This is a genomic window from Rhizobium sp. F40D2 (assembly GCF_051810745.2).
GTDB lineage: Bacteria > Pseudomonadota > Alphaproteobacteria > Rhizobiales > Rhizobiaceae > Rhizobium.
Map to the genome: position 1 here is coordinate 1,170,702 of NZ_CM131436.1, position 18,821 is coordinate 1,189,522.

An 18,821-nucleotide genomic window follows, 5' to 3' on the forward strand; every position below is an offset into this window, starting at 1 on the left:
AATTCAATATGTCACTTTCTTGTCGCAGAGAAGTGTTTTATGGCGTCGATAAGCCGGCAACGGGAGAATCGCCATGTCCGCCATCGACATCCTGAATCGTGACACCACCGAGGCTGCACCGCCCTCGACGGCGGCTGCGCGGAAGGACGGCGACATCCTCGGTCGCATCGGCAATCTGGAAACCCGCCTTGCCCGCACGGCGCGCGAGATCGATGCCGCCCAGGCCGTGCGCTACCGCGTTTTCGTCGACGAGATGAAGGCGCAACTGCCGCTGGACGCCATGCGCCGTCAGCGCGATGTCGATGCTTACGACGCCTTCTGCGACCATCTTCTCGTTCTCGACCGCACGATCGAGGGTGACCCGGAAGACCAGATCGTCGGCACCTACCGGCTGCTGCGCCAAGATGTCGCCATGGCCAATGGCGGTTTTTACTCGGCTTCCGAATTCGGGATCGAGGGGCTCCTTGCCAAACATCCAGACAAGCGCTTCATGGAACTCGGCCGTTCATGCGTGCTGCCCGAATACCGCAGCAAACGCACCGTCGAGCTTCTTTGGCAGGGCAACTGGGCCTATGCGCTGAAGCATGGCGTCAGCGCCATGTTCGGCTGCGCCTCCTTCCCCGGCGTCTATCTGGAAAGCCATGCGCTGGCACTGTCTTTCCTCTACCACAATGTGCTGGCGAAGAACGAATGGGCCGTCAGCGCATTGCCGCATCTCGCTCGCAACATGGACCTGATGCCGATCGAGGCCGTCAACCCGAAGCGGGCGCTGATGGCGCTGCCGCCGTTGATCAAGGGTTATATGCGCCTCGGCGCGATGGTCGGCTCCAGCGCCGTCGTCGATCACGCCTTCAACACAACCGACGTGCTGATCGTGCTGCCGATTTCCAGCATTTCCGACCGCTACCTCAACTATTATGGCGCCGACGCCGGCCGCTTCGCGAGCTAACGCCCTTTGCGGTGAAACGTCTGAAGCGTCGTGCACCACCAAGAAAATGTGCACTCCCGCAGCTATTGCATAGCCGCATAAGTGCTTGGCCGACGTGCCGCCGGCCAGGCACTGAATTCCGGAAAGTTACGAACCCGCGCCATAGGCGGCGATCGCCGCCATATTGACGATGTCGCTGTCCTTGGCGCCCATCGAGGTGATCTGCACCGATTTGTCGACACCAACGAGGATCGGGCCGATTACCGTGGAGCCGCCGAGTTCCTGCAGCATCTTGGTCGAGATCGAGGCCGAGTGGAAAGCCGGCATAACAAGGACGTTGGCGGGACCCGAGAGGCGGCAGAAGGGATATTGCTCCATCACCTTGCGGTTCAGCGCCACATCGGCGGCCATCTCACCGTCATATTCGAAATCGACGCGGCGCTTGTCGAGGATCTTCACCGCCTCGCGCACCCGCTCCGAGCGTTCGCCGGAGGGGTGTCCGAAGGTGGAATAGGCAAGCATGGCGACACGCGGCGGATAGCCCATGCGCCGTGCCAGACCGGCGGCCTCTTCGGCAATATCGGCAAGCTGTTCGGCCGTCGGCATGTCGTGCACTGCGGTATCGGCAACGAAGACCGTGCGGCCGCGGCAGAGCGCAAGCGATACGCCGATGATGCGGTGGCCGGGCTTCTCGTCGATGCAGCGGCGCACGTCCTCGAGCGCTGTCGAATAATTGCGGGTGATGCCCGTCACCATGCCGTCGGCATCGCCGAGCGCCACCATGGTGGCGGCAAAGTGATTGCGGTCATTGTGGATCAGCCGCTGGACGTCGCGGTGGAGATAACCGTGCCGCTGCAGCCTGGCATAGAGATAGTCGATATAGGCCTCGACCCGAGTGGAAATACGGGCATTGACGATTTCCAGCCCCGGCCGGTTGAGATCGATGCCGGCGCGTTCGGCCGTCGATCGGATCAGGTCCTCGCGGCCGAGCAGGATGGCGGTGCCGAGCTGCTGGTTGGCGTAGGAGAGCGCCGCGCGCAGGACCTGTTCTTCCTCGGCCTCGGCAAAGACGATCCGCTTCGGGCGGCGGCGCACCCGCTCGTAGAGGCTGGCGAGCGTCGAGGCGATCGGATCGCGGCGCGCCGAAAGCTCGCGGGCATAACCCGCCATGTCGGTGATGACCTTGCGGGCGACGCCGGTTTCGATCGCCGCTTCCGCGACCGCGACCGGGATCGCCGAGATCAGCCGCGGATCGAAAGGAACCGGGATGATGTATTGCGAGCCGAAGCGCGGCCGGTTGCCCTGATAGGCGGCCACCACGTCATCCGGCACATCCTCGCGGGCAAGATTTGCCAGCGCCTTGACGGCGGCGATCTTCATCGCGTCGTTGATTGTGGAGGCGCGGACGTCGAGGGCGCCGCGGAAGATATAGGGAAAGCCGAGGACGTTGTTGACCTGGTTCGGGTAGTCCGAGCGGCCGGTCGCCATGATGGCGTCGTCGCGGATGCGGGCCACCTCTTCCGGGGTGATTTCGGGATCGGGATTGGCCATGGCGAAGATGATCGGCCGATCCGCCATCGAGCGGATCATCTCGGCCGAGAAGGCGCCCTTCTGCGACAGGCCGAAAACCACGTCAGCGCCGTCCATCGCCTCCTCAAGCGTGCGCGTATCGGTCTTTGCCGCATGCGCCGATTTCCACTGGTTCATGCCCTCGGTGCGACCCTGGTAGATGACGCCCTTGGTGTCGCAAAGGATGATATTCTCCGGCGCAAAGCCCATCGCCTTGATGAGCTCGATGCAGGCGATCGCCGCAGCACCGGCGCCGTTGCAGACGAGCTTGGTCGTCTTCAGGTCGCGGCCGGTCAGTTCCAGCGCGTTGATCAGGCCGGCGGCGGCGATGATCGCCGTTCCGTGCTGGTCGTCGTGGAAGACGGGAATGTCCATCAGCTCGCGCAGCCGGCTTTCGATGACGAAACAATCCGGCGCCTTGATATCCTCGAGATTGATGCCGCCGAAGGAGGGACCGAGGAAGCGCACGCAGTTAATGAACTCGTCGACATTTTCCGTATCGATTTCAAGGTCGATCGAATCGACGTCGGCGAAGCGCTTGAACAGCACCGCCTTGCCTTCCATGACGGGCTTGGACGCCAGAGCGCCGAGATTGCCGAGACCGAGGATCGCCGTGCCGTTGGAAATGACGGCGACCATGTTGCCGCGGGCGGTGTAATCATAGGCTGTCTGCGGATCGGCGGCGATCGCCTTGACGGGCACGGCCACACCCGGCGAATAGGCAAGCGACAGGTCGCGCTGCGTTGCCATCGGCTTGGTCGGGACGACTTCCAGTTTGCCGGGCCGGCCCGTGGCGTGAAAATCGAGCGCCTCCTGGTCGGTAACTGAAGTCGCCGGCCGGTCCTTCTTATCGATATCGGGCATAAATCCTCCAACGTCCTGTGGGCGACGCTTCGCTCTTCCTCAAATGCTGTTGTCATCTATAGCGGCGCGCGGATAGGGTTGGCACCTGTTTTTTTGGGAAAAACTGCACCTCCGTGAACGCACGAATAGACACAGAGAATGAAGCCTTTTCGGCTGCCGAGCTTGCCACGGCGGAAAGCCGTGCCTCGGCGACGCCGATGATGGAGCAATATATCGAGATCAAGGCGAACAATCCGGGTTCGCTGCTCTTCTATCGCATGGGCGATTTCTACGAGCTGTTTTTCGAGGATGCGCTGGAAGCCTCCCGGGCGCTCGGCATCACGCTGACGAAGCGCGGCCAGCACATGGGCCAGGATATCCCGATGTGCGGCGTTCCGGTGCATGCTGCCGACGATTACCTGCAGAAACTGATCTCGCTCGGTTTCCGCGTCGCCGTCTGCGAGCAGATCGAGGATCCGGCCGAAGCGAAAAAACGCGGCGGCAAATCCGTCGTCAAACGCGATGTCGTTCGCTTGGTCACGCCGGGTACGATCACCGAGGAAAAGCTGCTTTCGCCCTCGGAATCCAACTATCTGATGGCGTTGACCCGCATTCGCGGCGGCGCCGAACCTTGCTGGCGCTTGCCTGGATCGATATTTCCACCGGCGTCTTCCGGCTGGCCGAAACCGAAGCCTCGCGGCTGCTTGCCGATATCCTGCGCATTGATCCGCGCGAACTGATCCTGCCCGAGACGATGTTCCACGACCCGGAACTCAAGCCGGTCTTCGACGTGCTCGGCCGCACGGCGGTGCCGCAGCCTTCCGTTCTCTTCGACAGCGCCAGCGCCGAGGGCCGGATCGCGCGGTATTTCGGTGTCGCAACGCTCGACGGCTTCGGCACCTTCTCGCGCGCCGAGTTGGCGGCGGCGGCGGCCGCCGTCGCCTATGTCGAGAAGACCCAGATTGCCGAGCGACCGCCGCTTGGAAAGCCAGAGCGGGAAAGTGCGGCCTCGACGCTGTTCATCGATCCCGCCACCCGCGCCAATCTGGAACTGGCCCGCACGCTGTCGGGCGACCGCAACGGCTCATTGCTGAAAGCGATCGACCGCACCGTCACCGGCGGCGGCGCGCGGCTTCTGGCCGAGCGGCTGATGTCGCCGCTGACAGACCCCGCCCGCATCAATGCGCGGCTCGATTCGATCGGCTTTTTGATCGACGAGCCCTCGCTTTGCGGCAATCTGCGCGACACGCTGAAACATGTGCCCGACATGCCGCGGGCGCTATCGCGTCTGGCGCTCGACCGCGGCGGCCCGCGCGATCTCTCAGCCATCCGCCAGGGTCTGCAAGCGGCGAACGACGTGGCAGCCATGCTCGCAAGTGCAATGTTGCCGGAAGAGCTTGGCCAAGCGCTGTCCGGGCTGCAGGCGCTTCCCGCAGCGCTCGAGACTCTGCTGGCCGAGACGCTTGCCGACGAATTGCCGCTGCTGAAGCGTGATGGCGGCTTCCTGCGCGACGGCGCCAGCGCCGAGCTCGACGAGGTCCGGGCGCTACGCGACCAGTCGCGCCGGGTGATCGCCGGTCTGCAACTGCAATATGCCGAAGAGACCGGCATCCGGTCGCTGAAGATCAAGCACAACAACATCCTCGGCTATTTCATCGAGGTGACCGCCGGCAATGCCTCCCCGATGACGGACACGGCCGAAGCCAAAGCGCGTTTCATCCACCGCCAGACGATGGCGAGCGCGATGCGCTTCGCCACCACCGAACTTGCCGATCTCGAAAGCCGCATCGCCAATGCCGCCGATCGGGCGCTGACGATCGAGCTCGCCGCTTTCGAGAAGATGACGGCGGCCGTGGTTAAAGAAGCCGAGGCGATCAAATCCGGCGCAAGGGCGCTTGCCGTCATCGACGTTGCCGCGGGCTTGGCGCTTCTCGCCGAGGAGCAGGCCTATTGCCGTCCGCAGGTCGATGGCTCGAAGATGTTTGCCATCGAAGGCGGTCGCCATCCGGTCGTCGAGCAGGCGCTGCGGCGGCAGGCGGGCGGCCCCTTCGTCGCCAACAATTGCGATCTCTCGCCGAAAGCAGGCGACAAGGACGGCGCGATCTGGCTCTTGACCGGCCCGAACATGGGCGGCAAATCGACCTTCCTGCGGCAGAACGCGCTGATAGCAATCCTGGCGCAGATGGGCTCCTTCGTGCCGGCGACCTCGGCCCATATCGGCATCGTCGACCGGCTTTTCTCGCGCGTCGGCGCCTCCGACGACCTAGCGCGCGGGCGCTCCACCTTCATGGTCGAGATGGTCGAGACCGCTGCGATCCTCAACCAGGCGAGCGACCGTTCGCTCGTCATCCTCGACGAGATTGGCCGCGGCACAGCCACCTTCGACGGCCTGTCGATCGCCTGGGCCTCCGTCGAGCATCTACACGAGGCCAACCGCTGCCGCGGCCTCTTCGCCACGCATTTCCACGAGCTGACCGTGCTTTCGGAAAAGCTTGGCCGGCTATCGAACGCGACAATGCGCGTCAAGGAGTGGGACGGCGACGTCATCTTCCTGCATGAGGTCGGGCCGGGTGCAGCCGACCGCTCCTACGGCATTCAGGTCGCGCGCCTTGCCGGGCTTCCGGCCTCGGTCGTAACGCGGGCCCGCGATGTGCTCACCCGCCTGGAGGATGCCGACCGCAAGAACCCGGCGAGCCAGCTGATCGACGACCTGCCGCTCTTCCAGGTGGCGGTGCGCCGCGAGGACATGGCCCGCGGACCGTCCAAGGTCGAGGAGATGCTGAAGGCGATGAGCCTTGACGACATGACGCCGCGCGAGGCAATGGACGCGCTTTACGACCTCAAGAAAAAATTGAAATAGGGCAGCAGCACGCGATGTTCATGGAAAAGCTGATTCGCGAAACGGAGCGCCTCTCGCTCATCTGCTCCATGCTCGACACGATGCGGCGCGCCGACGCCGACCGCAATGCGCGCGGCTGGACGTCGCCGATCGGCATGCTGAAAATTACCCGCTGCTGCGCTATGATCTCGGAACTCGGGACGTCGATCGCCAAGGCCGGCTATCGCGAGTGTGACCGGCAGTCGCTTGAAGAGATCATGAGAGAGACGCGGCAGGTGCTGCATTTGCTCAATGCGCGGGCCACCACCTGAGTTTTCAGGAAAGCCGTCGCGCGGCTTACCAACACCATTTCGCCAAATTTAAAGGTTCTTGCAGTATGAGGGCCCGTGTCAATCGCCCGATAAAGGGGTTATAGCGCATGCGGACGAAACACGAGGCGAGCCCGGATCCGGCCGCCCGGCATGAAAAGGAAACCGCCCCGGCGACAGCGATGCGCGAGCTTGATTTTTCCCATATCCTCGACGTCGAGCTTTTGCAGAAGCAGTGCGACGCCGTTGCCGAGGCCAACCGCAACCGGCCCGACGTGCTGCGCGCCGACCTGCTGGCGGTCCTGAAAAAGCAAGCACGGAAGGCCGGCAGAAGGCGCAGGCCGCACTGATGGCCGACGGCGGCGGGCTGAATTGCGCCTACAGGATTTCCTGGCTGCAGGACCAGATCATCACCGTCCTCTACAATTTCGCCACCGCCCATATCTTTCCGCAGCAGAAGGACAAGTTCGCGGTCACCGCCGTCGGCGGCTACGGCCGCGACACGCTGGCGCCCGGCTCGGATATCGACCTGCTCTTCCTCTTCCCGCCGCGGCCGGCTGAGGAGACGCACAAGGCCGTCGAATTCATGCTCTACGTGCTCTGGGACATGGGCTTCAAGGTCGGCCACGCCACCCGCACGGTGGAGGAATGCATCGCGCTTTCCAAGTCCGACATGACGATCCGCACCGCCATACTGGAGATGCGCTACATCTGCGGCCTGCAGCGGCTGGAAACCGAGCTCGAGACCCGCTTCGACAAGGAAATCGTCACCGGCACCGGCCCTGAGTTCATCGCCGCCAAGCTTGCCGAGCGCGACGAGCGCCACCGCAAGGCAGGCGATACGCGCTATCTCGTCGAACCGAACGTCAAGGAAGGCAAGGGCGGGCTTCGCGACCTGCACACGCTGTTCTGGATCTCGAAATATTATTATCACGTGCGCGATCAGGCCGAGCTGGTCAAGCTCGGCGTCTTGTCAAAGCACGAATACCGTCTGCTCGAGAAAGCCGACGATTTTCTCTGGGCGGTGCGCTGCCATATGCATTTCCTGACCGGCAAGGCCGAGGAGCGCCTGTCCTTCGACATCCAGCGCGAGATCGCCGAAGCCTTCGGCTATCACACCCGCCCCGGCCTTTCGGCCGTCGAACGCTTCATGAAGCACTATTTCCTCGTCGCCAAGGATGTCGGCGATCTCACCCGTATCCTCTGCGCTGCGCTGGAAGACCAGCAGGCGAAGTCGATCCCCGGTCTTACCGGCGTCATCAGCCGCTTCACCCATCGCAACCGCAAGATCGCCGGCAGCGTCGAATTCGTCGAAGACCGCGGCCGCATCGCACTTGCCGATGCCGACGTGTTCAAGCGCGATCCCGTCAGTATCCTCCGGCTCTTCCACGTCGCCGACATCAACGGGCTGGAATTCCACCCGGACGCGCTGAAGCGCGTCACCCGTTCGCTTGCCCTGATCGACAACCGGCTCAGGGAAAACGACGAGGCGAACCGGCTGTTCATGTCAATCCTGACGTCGAAGCGCGATCCGGCGCTGATCCTGCGGCGGATGAACGAGGCCGGCGTGCTTGGCCGCTTCATCCCCGAATTCGGCAAGATCGTCGCGATGATGCAGTTCAACATGTATCACCACTATACGGTCGACGAACATCTGATCCGCACTGTCGACGTGCTCTCCGAGATCGATCAGGCGCGCGCCGAGGATCTGCATCCGCTCGCCAACAAGCTGTTCTCAGGTATCGAAGACCGCGAGGCGCTTTATGTCGCGGTTCTCCTGCACGACATCGCCAAGGGCCGCCAGGAGGATCATTCGATCGCCGGCGCCCGCATCGCCCGCAAGCTCTGTAACCGCTTCGGCCTGTCGCAGAAGCAGACGGAAATCGTCGTCTGGCTGATCGAGGAACATCTGACGATGTCGATGGTGGCGCAGACCCGCGACCTCACCGACCGCAAAACGATCACCGATTTCGCCGAGCGGGTGCAGTCGCTCGACCGGCTGAAGTTGCTGTTGATCCTGACGATCTGCGATATCCGCGCCGTCGGCCCCGGGGTCTGGAACGGCTGGAAAGGCCAGCTTCTGCGAACGCTCTATTATGAAACCGAGCTGCTGCTGGCCGGCGGTTTTTCGGAAGTCTCCCGCAAGGAGCGCGCCAATGCCGCCGCCGAGGCGCTGCATGCCGCGCTTGCCGACTGGAGCCAGAAGGACCGCAACACCTATACCAAGCTGCACTACCAGCCCTATCTGCTCTCGGTGCCGCTGGAAGACCAGATCCGCCACGCCCATTTCATTCGCCAGGCCGACAAAGCCGGCCAGGCGCTCGCCACCACGGTGCGCACCGACAGTTTCCACGCGATCACCGAAATCACCGTGCTGTCACCCGACCATCCGCGCCTGCTTGCCGTTATCGCCGGCGCCTGTGCTGCGGCCGGCGCCAACATCGTCGACGCGCAGATCTTCACGACGTCGGACGGTCGGGCGCTCGACACCATCCATGTCAGCCGCGAATTTACCGACGATGCCGACGAGCTTCGCCGGGCCGCGACGATCGGACGGATGATCGAGGACGTGCTGTCCGGCCGCAAGCGGCTGCCCGAGGTCATTGCCACACGGGCGCGCCATCGCAAGAAGAGCAAGGCCTTCGTCATTCCGCCGTCGGTCAACATCACCAACAGTCTGTCGAACAAGTTCACGGTCATCGAGGTCGAATGCCTCGACCGGCCGGGCCTCTTGTCTGAGATCACCGCCGTGCTCTCCGATCTGTCGCTCGACATCCAGTCGGCCCGCATCACCACCTTCGGCGAGAAGGTGATCGACACCTTCTACGTCACCGACCTGGTCGGCCAGAAAATATCCGGCGACAGCAAGCGCGCCAACATCACCGCCCGATTGAAGGCCGTCATGGCCGAGGAGGAAGACGAACTGCGCGAGCGCATGCCCTCCGGCATCATCGCGCCCGCCGCCACCGCCCGGACATCGCCGTCAACCGAAAAGAAAGCCGATTCCCCCGCATGAGCCCCCAAGCATGAGTCTGGTCAAGAAATTCGCAACCGTCGGCGGCGCCACCCTCGGCAGCCGCATCTTCGGCTTCGCCCGCGAAACACTGATGGCGGCTGCACTCGGCACCGGTCCGATGGCCGACGTCTTCTACGCCGCCTTCCGCTTCCCGAACCTGTTTCGCCGGCTGTTTGCCGAGGGCGCCTTCAACGCCGCCTTCGTACCGCTGTTTGCCAAGGAGATCGAGGTGAACGGCACGGAAGGCGCCAAGCGTTTTTCGGAGGAAGTCTTCGGCGTGCTGTTTTCGGTGCTGCTGCTCATCACCATCGTGATGGAGCTCGCCATGCCGCTTTTGGTGCGTTTCGTCATCGCGCCGGGTTTTGCCGACGATCCCGACAAGTTCTCGATCACCATCCGCATGGCGGCGGTGATGTTTCCCTATCTGATGTGCATGTCGCTGACGGCGATGATGAGCGGCATGCTGAATTCGCTGCATCATTTCTTCGCCGCCGCCATCGCGCCGGTTTTCCTCAACGTGGTGATGATCGGGGCGCTATTTTATGCGCTCTATACCGGCGCCGATCCGCTGGCGACGGCCTGGTATCTCTCGTGGGGTGTTCTTGCCGCCGGCGTGCTGCAGCTCGCGGTCGTCTATATCGGCGTGCTTGCGGCGGGCATGAGCATCGGTTTCCGCTTCCCGAAGATGACGCCGAACGTCAAGCGGCTGCTGATCCTTGCGGTGCCGGCCGCGGTGACCGGCGGCATCACCCAGATCAACCAGTTGATCGGCCAGGCAATCGCCTCCTCCCGCGACGGCGCGATCGCAGCCCTGCAATATGCCGACCGGATCTATCAGCTGCCGCTCGGCGTCGTCGGCGTCGCCGTCGGCGTGGTGTTGCTGCCGGAACTTGCCCGGGCGCTGAAGGGCGGCAACCTGCGCGAAGCCGGAAACCTGCAGAACCGCTCGATCGAATTCGTGCTGTTCATGACGATCCCCGCCGCCTTCGCGCTGTGGATCCTCTCCGACGAGATCATCCGCGTGCTCTACGAGCGCGGCGCCTTCCATCAGGAAAACACCGCCGTCGTCGGCGCGATCCTGGCGATCTACGGCATCGGCTTGCCGGCCTTCGTGCTGATCAAGGCGCTGCAGCCGGGCTTCTACGCGCGCGAGGACACCAAGACGCCGATGCGCTTCTCGGCGGTCGCGGTTGCGACCAACTGCGCCACGGCGCTCACCCTCTTTCCCTTTATGGGCGCGCCCGGCATCGCCGTTGCCGAAGCCACCGCCGGCTGGATCAGCACCGTGCTGCTGTTCACCACGCTGTTGCGCCGCGGCCATCTGACATGGGAATGGGCGCTGGCAAAACGCACCGCCCTGCTGATCGTCGCGGCGGCGATCATGGGCGCGGCCATCGTCTTCCTCAAGCAGTATTTCGCACCCTGGCTTGCATCAGGCGCGCCGCTTCTGACCAAGATCGGCACGCTGGGACTGCTGATCGCGATTTCCATGCTGGTCTATTTCACCGCCGCCTTCCTGATCGGCGGGGCCGATCTCGGCATGATCCGCCGCAATCTGAACCGCAAGCCGGCGGCAGCAGAGGATGCACAAGGCTAGAGAGATTGCCGAGAGCAGCCCTCATCCGGCTGCCGCCACCGACCGGGGTCGAGCCACTATCCAAGACCCCTCCCCCTTGTGAGGAGGGTCTTCGCCCGCACAAAACCGGACAGCCATTTGCAAGGCCGAGCGGCACTCTCCTGGATTGCTTCAACAATCGACCCATCGCCTCTGCGGCCCGACATCGACATGGACGATGCCGTTGCAATAGGTGCCGATGCCGCCAATGCCGGGCGCGCTTCTGGCGGCGGCGATGATGGTGCGTTCCGACAGGCCCGGCATCCTGATATCGGCCGCCAGGCATTTTCCATGCAGGGAGCCATGGCGGCGGGGATGCGCCCTGAGGCCGGAGGTGATCATCGGCCGACGTCCGGTTTTTGCGGCGATATGCGATAGCACCGCCCGAAGACGCGCGGGAAAACAGCCGGCGTGGACGCTGACGGTCTGGACCGTGTAGGCAAGGCGTGCCTCCTGCTTGGGAAGATCAATGGCCGGCCGCTTGCTGTCTTGACCGACGGCGCTGGTTGCGGATTGTAAGGCGAAAAGGCCTGCCATGGCGAGCAAACTGGCGTTCTGCATGGTTCCTCCTGGCGGTTGACAGGGCGGCCATGGGGTCGCGCCTGCGCGGCCGAGGATTTTCAGTTCAATAAAAGCTTTTCTGTGAAATTTTATACTCAATTGTGAGTAAACGGCTTGATCATTTTGGCTTAAAATAACGGATATTGCCGATCCAAATGGGAATAAACATCTCAATCAGGAGATATGACATGACGATCCAGTCGCTTTTCCTCGTCACCCTCGTCGTCGACGACTACGACCGCGCCAAGGCATTCTATTGCGACGCCCTCGGTTTCGATTGCCTTCAGGACGAGCCGCAGCCGGAGGGCAAGCGCTGGGTGGTGGTGAAGCCCAGAGGCGGAGCCATGGCTGGAGACGGGGCAGCCTTTCTGCTGGCGCAGGCCGCAAACGACACGCAGCGGGCGGCGATCGGCAATCAGACGGGCGGCCGTGTCGGCTTCTTTCTGAAGACCGATGATTTCGCCCGCGACCATACCGCGCTGCTTGCAGCCGGCGTGCGCTTTCCGGAAGCGCCGCGGCATGAGGTTTACGGCACGGTCGCGGTGTTTGCCGATCCCTATGGCAACAGCTTCGATCTGATCCAGCATGCCGCAGGCTGAACCTCTTGATTGCGATCGGCTGCCCGTGCATAAGCCGCGGCGTTAGCAACATGGGCGAACAGCTCTGCTGCGCAGCCTGAAATGTTACAGCGTCCTTTGCGCGTTTCAAAAAACGCGCGGCGCTGTAGGCCCTCCACCAGCCTATTGAGGACGACATGAGCGAATTCAAGAAACTCGTATTCTCCGGCGTGCAGCCGACCGGCAATCTGCATCTCGGCAATTATCTCGGCGCGATCCGCCGCTTCGTGGCGCTGCAGGAGGGCAATGACTGCATCTATTGCGTTGTCGACATGCATGCGCTCACCGCCCAGCTCGTGCATGAGGATATGCAGAGCCAGGCGCGCTCGATCGCCGCCGCCTTCATCGCCGCCGGCATCGATCCGGAAAAGCATATCGTCTTCAACCAGTCGGCCGTGCCGCAGCATGCCGAGCTTGCCTGGATCTTCAATTGCGTCGCCCGCATCGGCTGGATGAACCGCATGACGCAGTTCAAGGACAAGGCCGGCAAGGACCGCGAGCAGGCCTCGCTTGGCCTCTACGCCTATCCGAGCCTGATGGCGGCCGACATTCTTGTCTATCGCGCCACCCATGTGCCGGTTGGTGAGGATCAGAAGCAGCATCTGGAACTTGCCCGCGATATCGCGATGAAGTTCAACCTCGATTTTGCCGAGCATATTCGCAAGACCGGCTACGGCGTCGACATCACCGTCGGCAACGAGCCGGTGCATGCCTATTTCCCCATGGTCGAGCCGCTGATCGGCGGGCCGGCGCCACGGGTCATGTCGTTGCGCGACGGCACCAAGAAAATGTCGAAATCCGACCCTTCCGACCTCTCGCGCATCAACCTGATGGATGACGAGGACGCGATCTCGAAGAAGATCCGCAAGGCAAAGACCGACCCGGACGGCTTGCCGAGCGAGGTGGACGGGCTGCAAGGCCGGCCGGAAGCCGACAATCTGGTGGCGATCTATGCGGCGCTGTCCGACAAATCCAAGGCCGAGGTGCTTGCCGAATTCGGCGGCCAGCAATTCTCCGTCTTCAAGCCGGCGCTGGTCGATCTCGCCATCCATGTGCTGGCGCCGATCACCGGCGAGATGCGCCGCCTGATGGACGATACCACCCATATCGACGCCATCCTGCGCAGGGGCGGCGAACGGGCCAGGGCCCGCGCCGAGGTGACGATGAGCCAAGTCCGCGATGTGATCGGCTTCCTTTACTGAGGGTGATCTGTTCTTCTCCCCCGGCGGGGAGAAGAGGAAAAACTGGGCTTGCAAATTTTCCGCTTCGGGTGTCAGAGTCCGCGCCATGGTATCGAAGCGACTCTCACGGCTCGAAGGTCATCGCCGCAAATTCATGGCGGTGATCGACGGTACACCCGAATGCCAGCGCGCCGTTCATTATGCCGGCCGGCGCGCGAAGAATTCCAATGGCGGACTGGTGCTGCTCTACGTCATTCCCGACGGGGATTTCCAGCAATGGCTCGGCGTCGAGGCGATCATGCGGGCCGAGGCGCGCGAGGAGGCCGAGGCGGTCGTTGCCAAGATCGCCCAGATCGTGCGCGAGACGATCGGCATCGAGCCGGAGATCGTCATCCGCGAAGGTGGTGCGGCCGAACAGATCAACGCCGTCATCGAGGACGACCGTGATGTGGCGATCCTCGTTCTGGCCGCCGGTTCGGCGAAGGAAGGCCCGGGACCGCTGGTCTCGTCGATCGCCGGCCGCGCGGCGGCGTTTCCGATCCCGGTCACCGTGCTGCCGGATACGCTGACGAATGAAGAAATCGACGCCCTCTGCTAATAATTTCTTGAGTAAAAATCTCTTGAATGGCACCAGCAATCGGCTTATCTTCTTTTGAAGAGTTCTAAAGACGGCGAGGCATGGGCCGGCCGCATGGAGACCCAGATGTTCATTCAGACCGAAGCCACGCCGAACCCCGCCACGCAGAAGTTCCTGCCGGGCAAGGTGGTGATGGAAAGCGGCACGGCCGAGTTCCGCAGCGCGGAGGAAGCCGAAGCTTCGCCGCTCGCTGCCCGCCTGTTCGAAATACCGGGCGTCACCGGCGTCTATTTCGGCTATGATTTCATTTCCGTCTCCAAGGACGATGCCGAATGGCAGCATCTTAAGCCGGCTATATTGGGCTCGATCATGGAGCATTTCATGTCGGGCAAGCCTGTCATGGGCGACGCCTCCATTCTCTCGGAAGACGTTGACGCCGGCGACGAGTTTTTTGACGAAGGCGACGAGTCGATCGTGCTGACCATCAAAGAGTTGCTGGAGACCCGCGTGCGCCCCGCCGTTGCCCAGGACGGCGGCGACATCACCTTCCGCGGCTTCAAGGACGGCAAGGTCTATCTGAACATGAAGGGTTCCTGCGCCGGCTGCCCGTCTTCGACGGCAACCCTGAAGCACGGCGTCCAGAACCTGCTGCGTCATTTCGTTCCGGAAGTGCAGGAAGTGATTGCCGCTTAAAAATTCTGGCGTTCGTCCGGCCGTTCATCTGTCGTTCGGCCAGACGAATTTATGATCAGGCGACAATAGATTTTTCGGAAATTGATGGCATGATTGTTCTGGCGCTCGACACGGCAGGTGTAGACTGCGCTGCCGCCGTTTACGACAGCGGCAGGAATACGATGCTGGGGGAGGCATCGGACATGATCGGCAAGGGGCATGCTGAACATCTGATCGGTATCGTCGATCGCGCGCTCGATCAGGCTGATATGGCGCTTTCCGATATCGACCGCATTGCCGTCACCATTGGCCCCGGCTCGTTTACCGGTATCCGCGTCGGCGTTGCCGCAGCCCGCGGTTTTGCGCTTTCCCTCAATGTGCCCGCCGTCGGTGTCACCACGCTCGAGGTCATGGCATCAGCCCAGCACGAAAAGACGCCCGGCCGCGCCGTGCTGGCCGCGATGGACGCCAAGCGGGACGAAATCTACCTCCAGTCCTTTTCATCGGACGGTTCGGCCCTCGACGCGCCACGGGCGTTGAGCGTTGCGCAAGCGCAGGCTTTTGCCGCAGGCTTCGACGGCGAGATCACCGGTTCGGCGACGCCGCTGCTGAAGGCGGGCGCGCATGGCGATCACGCCAACAATCTCCCGATCTCTGTCGTGGCGCGCCTCGGTGCTGCCGCCTCCCCTGATGCCGGAAAGCCGAAGCCCCTTTATCTGCGCGGACCCGATGCCAAGCCGCAAGCCGGGTATGCGATTGCCCGACGAGTATGACGATGCTGGAAGCCTATCTGACGCTGAAGCCGGAATTCGAGATCATCGCCATGGAGCGCGAGGATTGCCGCGATGTCGCCGTCCTGCACGGTGAGCGTTTTGCCCGGCCCTGGGGCGATGGTGAATTTCATGGGTTGCTGATGCAGGACACCGTGTTCGGCTTCGTCGCGCGCCAGACCAATGCCATCCTGAAAAAGCCGCTTCCCGGCTTCATCCTTGCCCGCCATGTCGCCGGCGAGGCGGAAATCCTGACGATCGCCGTGCAGGCGAAGGTCGCCCGCGCCGGCCTTGGCTGGCGGCTGATGCAGGCGGCAATGCGGGAAGCCCGCGCACGCGGCGGCGAGAGCATGTTTCTCGAGGTCGACGACGGCAATACGGCAGCGCTTGGCCTCTATCGCAAGCTCGGCTTCGAAAAGGTCGGGGAACGCAAGGGTTATTACAAGCAGGAAAACGGCGCCCTCTCCACGGCGCTTGTCATGAAGCGCGTTCTTCGCTAGTTCCCTGACAGAGAGATGACATGCTGGCGGGCGCAAACGCCGTCCGGCATTGTCGCAGGACGAATATCTTTTGAAGGCGGGCCATGCCTGATGTAGCCAAGACCCTTGAGGAGCTTTGCACCGAACGCGGCATGCGCATGACCGAGCAGCGCCGCGTGATCGCGCGCATCCTCGAAGATTCGGAAGACCATCCGGATGTCGAAGAGCTCTACCGCCGCTCCGTGAAAGTCGATGCGAAGATCTCGATCTCGACCGTCTACCGCACGGTGAAACTGTTCGAGGATGCTGGCATCATCGCCCGCCACGACTTCCGCGACGGTCGCTCGCGCTATGAAACGGTGCCGGAAGAGCATCACGACCACCTGATCGACCTGAAGACCGGCACGGTCATCGAATTCCGCTCGCCGGAGATCGAGGCGCTGCAGGAGCGCATCGCCCGCGAGCACGGCTTCAAGCTGGTCGACCACCGGCTGGAGCTCTACGGCGTTCCGCTGAAGAAGGAAGACCTCTGAAGCAATGGCCGCCGGGGAGACCAGCATTTGATCGCCTGGCTGCGCATTGCCTGTGCTGCGGTCGTCATCCTGACCGTCAGCATCGTGCTCGTGCCACTGCAACTGCTCGCCCTGCGTTTCGACTGGCGGCTGCGGCGACGGCTGCCGCGCCTCTGGCACCGTATCGTCTGCTATTGTCTCGGCATCCGCGTCCGCGTCACCGGAGGGCTGGACGAGCGCCGGCCGCTGATGCTCTGCTCCAATCATTCGTCCTGGATGGATATCATGGTGTTGTCGGCGGTTGCCGATGTCGCATTTATCGCCAAGATCGAAGTGGCCGACTGGCCGATCTTCGGCACACTCGCCAAGCTGCAGAAGAGCGTCTTCGTCGTGCGCGAGGAGAGGCGCAAGACCGGCCATCAGGCAAATGAGATCGCCGGGCGCATGGCCGATGGCGAAATCGTCGTGCTCTTTCCAGAGGGCACGACCTCGGACGGCAACCGGCTGCTGGAGGTCAAGTCCTCGCTGTTCGGCGCCGCCGCCATGGCCGTGCCCGCTTCGCCGACCGGAACCGTCGCGGTGCAGCCGGTGGCGGTTGCCTATACCAGGGTGCACGGCATCGCCATGGGCCGCTACCACCGGCCGCTCGCCGCCTGGCCGGGGGATATCGAGCTGCTGCCGCACCTGATCGATATCGTGCGATGCGGCGCGATCGACGCAGAGGTTTCCTTCGGCGAGGCCGTGCAATACCGCGCCGACACCAATCGTAAGGAAGTGAGCGCGACCATCACCGCGCGCATCCGCAACCTGTTGAACAGCCGCCTGCGCGGACGGGAAATCTCCTGAAAGAAGATTTCGATTTTCTCGGGCGGCAAAAACCACTAAATAGCGCCCCATGACACAGGACAGCGCTCTTCTCCAGGCCCAGCAGGCAATCCCGAACGAGGGCCTGCGCGACGGCTCCAACAGCCGCAAGGTCTTCATCAAGACCTATGGCTGCCAGATGAACGTCTATGATTCCACGCGCATGAGCGATGCGCTCGCCCGCGACGGTTACGAACCGACTGAAGATATGGAAGAGGCAGACCTCGTTCTGCTCAACACCTGCCATATCAAAGAGAAGGCGGCCGAGAAGGTCTATTCGGCGCTCGGACGGTTGCGCGACATGAAAAAGAAGAAGGCGGCGGACGGACGGGAGATGATGATCGGCGTTGCCGGCTGCGTCGCCCAGGCCGAAGGCGAGGAGATCCTGCGCCGGGCACCCGCCGTCGACGTCGTCATCGGCCCGCAGACCTATCACCGCCTGCCGGAGGCGCTACGCCGGGCCAAGGAGGGCCAGCGCGTCGTCGATACGGAATATGCGATCGAGGACAAGTTCGAGCATCTGCCGATTGCCGAGAGCCGGAAGATCCGCGCCCGCGGTGTCACCGCCTTCCTGACGGTGCAGGAGGGCTGCGACAAGTTCTGCACCTTCTGCGTCGTGCCCTATACGCGCGGCTCGGAAGTGTCGCGGCCGGTTGCCCAGATCGTCGAGGAAGCCGAAAAGCTCGTGGAAGGCGGGGTGCGCGAGATCACCCTGCTCGGGCAGAACGTCAATGCCTGGCACGGCGCCGGGCCGCTGGGCGAGGCATGGAGCCTCGGCGACCTGCTCTACCGGCTTGCCGAGATCCCCGGCCTTGCGCGGCTGCGCTATACCACCAGCCATCCGCGTGACATGGACGACCGGCTGATCGACGCCCATCGCGATCTCCGGGCGCTGATGCCCTACCTGCACCTGCCGGTGCAATCGGGCTCCGACCGTATCCTCAAAGCCATGAACCGGCGCCACACGGCGGCCGAATATCTGACGTTGATTGCGCGCATCCGCAAGGTGCGGCCCGATATCGCGCTGTCGGGCGATTTCATTACCGGCTTTCCGGGGGAGACAGACGCCGATTTTGAGGATACACTCAGGCTTGTGGAGGAGGTCCGTTATGCGCAGGCCTTTTCGTTCAAATACTCGACACGGCCGGGCACGCCCGGCGCGGAACTGAAGGACCAGGTGCCGGAAGAGATCAAGGCAGAACGGCTGGAACGCCTGCAAGCGCTTCTCCTGAAGCAGCAGCAGGAATTTGCCGAATCCTGCATCGGCAAAGAGATCGACCTGTTGCTTGAAAAGCCCGGTCGCATGCCGGAACAGCTGATCGGCCGCTCTCCCTGGCTTCAATCCGTGAATATTGATGCAAAAGCATCGCAAATCGGTGACATTATTAAAGTGCGAATCACCGGAACCGGAAACAACAGCCTGTTTGCCGAACACGCAGAGGCTGCGGTTTAACCCAAGGAGCCCGACCG

Annotated in this window: 14 protein-coding genes and 2 pseudogenes; 14 read left to right on the top strand and 2 right to left on the bottom strand. The window is 62.9% G+C overall.

Going from position 1 to position 18,821, the window contains the following annotated elements; translation table 11 throughout:
• The first annotated feature begins 73 nt into the window (after nucleotides 1–73).
• Nucleotides 74–949 (top strand): GNAT family N-acyltransferase, encoded by an 876-nt coding sequence (locus tag ACS4RS_RS05665; RefSeq protein WP_439008360.1) that lies wholly within the window; start codon nucleotides 74–76, stop codon nucleotides 947–949.
• A gap of 126 nt (nucleotides 950–1,075) precedes the next feature.
• Here the strand turns inward: ACS4RS_RS05665 and ACS4RS_RS05670 are convergent, their stop codons facing one another.
• Nucleotides 1,076–3,361, bottom strand: a complete 2,286-nt coding sequence (locus tag ACS4RS_RS05670; protein ID WP_439008359.1) for a phosphate acyltransferase — start codon at nucleotides 3,359–3,361, stop codon at nucleotides 1,076–1,078.
• Nucleotides 3,362–3,474: 113 nt separating this feature from the next.
• Between ACS4RS_RS05670 and mutS the strand changes: the two are divergent.
• The 4 genes and pseudogenes from mutS to murJ all read left to right on the top strand — a co-directional run bounded on the left by mutS (nucleotide 3,475) and on the right by murJ (nucleotide 11,100).
• Nucleotides 3,475–6,200, top strand: a pseudogene (gene mutS, locus ACS4RS_RS05675) (DNA mismatch repair protein MutS).
• Between the two features lie 14 nt (nucleotides 6,201–6,214).
• Nucleotides 6,215–6,490, top strand: coding sequence for a hypothetical protein (locus ACS4RS_RS05680; protein WP_054182031.1), 276 nt, complete (start codon nucleotides 6,215–6,217; stop codon nucleotides 6,488–6,490).
• Nucleotides 6,491–6,669: 179 nt separating this feature from the next.
• Nucleotides 6,670–9,503: pseudogene (locus tag ACS4RS_RS05685) on the top strand ([protein-PII] uridylyltransferase).
• Nucleotides 9,504–9,513: 10 nt separating this feature from the next.
• Nucleotides 9,514–11,100 carry a murein biosynthesis integral membrane protein MurJ gene (murJ, locus tag ACS4RS_RS05690; protein WP_439008356.1) on the top strand — a complete coding sequence of 529 codons (1,587 nt, stop codon included), beginning with the start codon at nucleotides 9,514–9,516 and terminating at the stop codon, nucleotides 11,098–11,100.
• A gap of 150 nt (nucleotides 11,101–11,250) precedes the next feature.
• Here murJ and ACS4RS_RS05695 read toward each other — a convergent pair whose 3' ends face one another.
• A complete protein-coding gene (locus ACS4RS_RS05695; RefSeq protein ID WP_439008355.1) occupies nucleotides 11,251–11,679 on the bottom strand; it encodes a YcbK family protein in 429 nt (142 codons plus the stop codon).
• Between the two features lie 188 nt (nucleotides 11,680–11,867).
• Here ACS4RS_RS05695 and ACS4RS_RS05700 point away from each other — a divergent pair, with 188 nt between their 5' ends.
• From ACS4RS_RS05700 to miaB, 9 genes are all read left to right on the top strand, one after another.
• Nucleotides 11,868–12,278, top strand: a complete 411-nt coding sequence (locus tag ACS4RS_RS05700) for a VOC family protein (RefSeq protein ID WP_439008354.1) — start codon at nucleotides 11,868–11,870, stop codon at nucleotides 12,276–12,278.
• A gap of 155 nt (nucleotides 12,279–12,433) precedes the next feature.
• Complete coding sequence (gene trpS / locus ACS4RS_RS05705) at nucleotides 12,434–13,498, top strand: tryptophan--tRNA ligase (RefSeq protein WP_439008353.1); 1,065 nt, start codon at nucleotides 12,434–12,436, stop codon at nucleotides 13,496–13,498.
• An 85-nt stretch (nucleotides 13,499–13,583) separates the two neighbouring features.
• Nucleotides 13,584–14,075 (top strand): universal stress protein, encoded by a 492-nt coding sequence (locus tag ACS4RS_RS05710; protein ID WP_003583845.1) that lies wholly within the window; start codon nucleotides 13,584–13,586, stop codon nucleotides 14,073–14,075.
• A gap of 105 nt (nucleotides 14,076–14,180) precedes the next feature.
• Entirely contained in the window at nucleotides 14,181–14,747 is a 567-nt protein-coding gene (locus ACS4RS_RS05715) for a NifU N-terminal domain-containing protein (protein WP_439008352.1), read from the top strand.
• Nucleotides 14,748–14,836: 89 nt separating this feature from the next.
• Nucleotides 14,837–15,499 (top strand): tRNA (adenosine(37)-N6)-threonylcarbamoyltransferase complex dimerization subunit type 1 TsaB, encoded by a 663-nt coding sequence (tsaB, locus tag ACS4RS_RS05720; RefSeq protein ID WP_449313909.1) that lies wholly within the window; start codon nucleotides 14,837–14,839, stop codon nucleotides 15,497–15,499.
• Nucleotides 15,496–15,996 (top strand): GNAT family N-acetyltransferase, encoded by a 501-nt coding sequence (locus ACS4RS_RS05725; protein ID WP_003570810.1) that lies wholly within the window; start codon nucleotides 15,496–15,498, stop codon nucleotides 15,994–15,996. Before tsaB ends, ACS4RS_RS05725 begins: the two co-directional genes overlap by 4 nt.
• Before the next feature lie 83 nt (nucleotides 15,997–16,079).
• Nucleotides 16,080–16,508 (top strand): Fur family transcriptional regulator, encoded by a 429-nt coding sequence (locus ACS4RS_RS05730; RefSeq protein WP_012556376.1) that lies wholly within the window; start codon nucleotides 16,080–16,082, stop codon nucleotides 16,506–16,508.
• Between the two features lie 27 nt (nucleotides 16,509–16,535).
• On the top strand, nucleotides 16,536–17,333 hold the full coding sequence (locus ACS4RS_RS05735) for a 1-acyl-sn-glycerol-3-phosphate acyltransferase (protein ID WP_439008351.1): 798 nt from the start codon (nucleotides 16,536–16,538) through the stop codon (nucleotides 17,331–17,333).
• 49 nt (nucleotides 17,334–17,382) lie between these two features.
• Nucleotides 17,383–18,804: a tRNA (N6-isopentenyl adenosine(37)-C2)-methylthiotransferase MiaB gene (gene miaB / locus ACS4RS_RS05740; RefSeq protein ID WP_449313910.1), complete on the top strand. Its 1,422-nt coding sequence runs from the start codon at nucleotides 17,383–17,385 to the stop codon at nucleotides 18,802–18,804.
• The last annotated feature ends 17 nt before the right edge of the window (nucleotides 18,805–18,821 follow it).